Genomic DNA, 2,552 nt, shown 5'->3' with positions numbered 1-2,552 from the left:
CCCCTTAACGCGGCGTTAGCCCCGATAGGATGTATTGATGAACATTTTAAAAATTCTAATTACAAGTATTGCGTTTCCTTTTTTGTACGCTAAAGAAACATTGAATGCGGTAACTATTCCTTTACTTATTTTTTCACTGAACTGGGCTGTTGGTCTGTCCTTATCAAAGCAAATAGCAGGAGTAGGATTTCTTTCATATGTTATACAGTTTTTTGCCTATTCAATGCTGTTAACTAACTGTATTTTTGTGGTTTTAGGAAGAAAAATCCCAAACTTTGGTCATGAGTCATTACTATATCTTAAGGTGCTAGTTTTGCTTGTGATTTGTGCGATTGCTAGTTTTGTTGTGCGGTTCGTTTTGTTAGCGGTTTTAGTGAACGTAATTGGGGTTTCAAATGAGGCTGATTTGGGCAGTTTACAGTTGGTCTGTGAAATCCTTGCTCAAGCTCTAGTGTTTTGGGCTGTTCTCATAGTCCCACATTATATTAAAACTGAAACCAGTAGCTTTAAACTGCTCTTCAAGAAGTGCAAACCCAATGTGCTATCGCTTATTTTAATATCATTAGGCTTTCAGTTAGTTGTTTATATGTTCAAAGCACCATTTTCTGCATTTGAATCTAGTGTTTTTCTAGTTATAGCGTCACTAGTAACGTTACTAGCACACACAATGGGATGCTTTCTCGTTGCCTTTAGCTACTTAGATGTTGAGTCAAATGCAAAGTCTCGCTTGGGCTAACAAGGCGTTCAAGTGGGATTCGTGCCGCGTGGCATTTTTGGTATGCAGTGGTTTGTGGTGGTGAAAGTGGTTTGCGGAAAGCTGGTTTAGGCGGCACTCACCCCTTAACGCGTCGTTATGTTTATCGGAGAAGTTCATGGTCAATTGGCCTTGTATTCTGAAGTTAGATGGTGACGATGAGCTTGTTTATTTGGGTTCTGATGCTGATTTGAATAGCGAGTGTGTGGATTTGATCGTTAGTCCAAGTGATCGAGTCATTGATTCTGAAGGTTTTGTCTATTCAATTGTTTCAGATGGCTCAGTAGTTCACTTGATTGGAAACTCAATCCAGATTTCAGCAGAGGAAGCATCTAGATTGATTCAACGTCATGAGTTCTGTTTAGCGGAAGTCTGTTTGACAAAAATTCAGTTTGAAACAGTCGCTGAAGCATTTAACTGTCTGAAATCTTAGGCTAAATAAACATAACAAAGCGTTAAAGAGGGATTCGTGCCGCGTGGCATTTTTGGTATGCAGTGATTTCTGTGGTGAAATTGGTCTGCGGAAAGCTGGTTTAGGCGGCACTCACCCCTTAACGCAGCGTTATGCTTAATCCATTAAAATCAAGTGTTTGTGGTTTTCGATCCTTTTGGCATTTTGTTCAGGTTTTGTCGGCAATTCAATATTGTTTTTCGCTGCCTAACGAAGCGGCAATGTATCTGGCGCTGTAAATTCGGAGTGATTGCCTCACTGGAATGTTGATTCTGCACGAGGTGAGTTTGGCTCTCTCAAGTCGCTTTGAGCAGTTTGGTGCCTTTACTTGCAGGCTGAAAGTTAGTCGGCAATTGAGCATTGTCTTTCGCTGCCTAATGAAACAGCAATGTGTTTATCGCTGTACGTTTCAGCGTTATTGCCTCATTGAGTTGTCGTGCCAATGTTGTGGTGAGTGGGTTTGTCGGAGAGGGTTTCCACACTGGCTCATTTGCAAAATGAAACCCTGCATTGGTCAGCTCATAAGTAAACTTTGAGCCAGTTCCGATTTGAGCAGCACTGTGGTTTGGTCAATGATTTCGGTGAGTTATTCTTAAGTTGATTCAAAGGTAACGTGTTGAAGCTTAAGCATAACAAACGCCTCAAGAGGGACTGTCAACGCGTGGCGTTCCCAGTCCCAATGAGCTGTGGTGGTTACGGTTGTAAATTTAAGCCGTGCGGTAGCGTTGCCAGCCCCTTAGGCGGGCGTTAGCCCTTTCAAGGAAAACAATGGATATTGTATTTGAAATTAATGTAACGGAAGCACAACACAAAGCTATTGAGGCTTTGAGGAATCAGTCTTTTCCTGAGCATCAAGCCAATCGCTCCTACTATAAGCAACTGCCTCATATGCGTGCTTTACAGTATGAAGGTGACATGCTCGTGGGCTATTTAGGGTTAGATTATCGCGCCGTGAAAGTCGGTGATGAAGTTTACAAAGTCTTGGGTGTCATTGATTTCTGTGTTGCTCGACAATATCGAGGTAAAGGCATTGGGTCACTTATGCTTTCTGAAGTGTCGTCGTTTGCAGAGGGAAAAGGGGTTGATTTCATTATGCTAATCTCTGAACTAGATGGCTTCTATCTGAAGCATGGTTATAGCAAAGTCGAGACAATCCATTCTTGGTTACGGCTTAATGAACACACAAACTATGGTGTGGCAGTTGAGCATATTGATGATCTGTTTATCAAACCAGTAAGTGGCAAAGAGTGGGCAAATGGTCATTTGGACTGGTTAGGTTATATGTACTAATCGGCACAGGGCTAACAAAGCGTTAAAGAGGGATTCATGCCGCGTGGCATTTTTGGT

4 protein-coding genes and 2 pseudogenes are annotated in these 2,552 nt (G+C 41.9%); all 6 read left to right on the top strand.

Annotation, left to right across the window (positions count from 1 at the left end; all coding sequences use genetic code 11):
• The first annotated feature begins 37 nt into the window (after positions 1-37).
• The 6 genes and pseudogenes from FC652_RS19435 (at position 38) to FC652_RS19405 (ending at position 2,495) form a co-directional block, all read left to right on the top strand.
• Positions 38-736 (top strand): hypothetical protein, encoded by a 699-nt coding sequence (locus tag FC652_RS19435; RefSeq protein WP_108694482.1) that lies wholly within the window; start codon positions 38-40, stop codon positions 734-736.
• A 136-nt stretch (positions 737-872) separates the two neighbouring features.
• The gene (locus tag FC652_RS19425; RefSeq protein WP_065090403.1) at positions 873-1,187 is read left to right on the top strand and encodes a DUF4144 domain-containing protein; all 315 of its coding nucleotides are present in this window, start codon (positions 873-875) and stop codon (positions 1,185-1,187) included.
• A 43-nt stretch (positions 1,188-1,230) separates the two neighbouring features.
• Entirely contained in the window at positions 1,231-1,326 is a 96-nt protein-coding gene (locus FC652_RS20785) for a DUF3265 domain-containing protein (RefSeq protein WP_176299824.1), read from the top strand.
• 95 nt (positions 1,327-1,421) lie between these two features.
• Positions 1,422-1,475, top strand: a pseudogene (locus FC652_RS20875) (hypothetical protein); the annotation flags it as partial.
• A pseudogene (locus tag FC652_RS19410) lies at positions 1,469-1,706 on the top strand (DUF3709 domain-containing protein). The pseudogenes FC652_RS20875 and FC652_RS19410, both read left to right, overlap by 7 nt.
• A 267-nt stretch (positions 1,707-1,973) precedes the next feature.
• The gene (locus FC652_RS19405) at positions 1,974-2,495 is read left to right on the top strand and encodes a GNAT family N-acetyltransferase (protein WP_065090406.1); all 522 of its coding nucleotides are present in this window, start codon (positions 1,974-1,976) and stop codon (positions 2,493-2,495) included.
• Positions 2,496-2,552: the final 57 nt, after the last annotated feature.

It is taken from the genome of Vibrio sp. 05-20-BW147, assembly GCF_013369385.1.
Taxonomy (GTDB): Bacteria; Pseudomonadota; Gammaproteobacteria; order Enterobacterales; family Vibrionaceae; genus Vibrio; species Vibrio floridensis.
This window is presented reverse-complemented; position numbering and strand designations above follow the sequence as displayed.

Bases quoted from the DNA above. Each gene is read 5' to 3' on its own strand.
- FC652_RS19435 (WP_108694482.1), top strand. From the start codon at position 38: ATGAACATTTTAAAAATTCTAATTACAAGTATTGCGTTTCCTTTTTTG.
- FC652_RS19425 (WP_065090403.1), top strand. From the start codon at position 873: ATGGTCAATTGGCCTTGTATTCTGAAGTTAGATGGTGACGATGAGCTT.
- FC652_RS19405 (WP_065090406.1), top strand. From the start codon at position 1,974: ATGGATATTGTATTTGAAATTAATGTAACGGAAGCACAACACAAAGCT.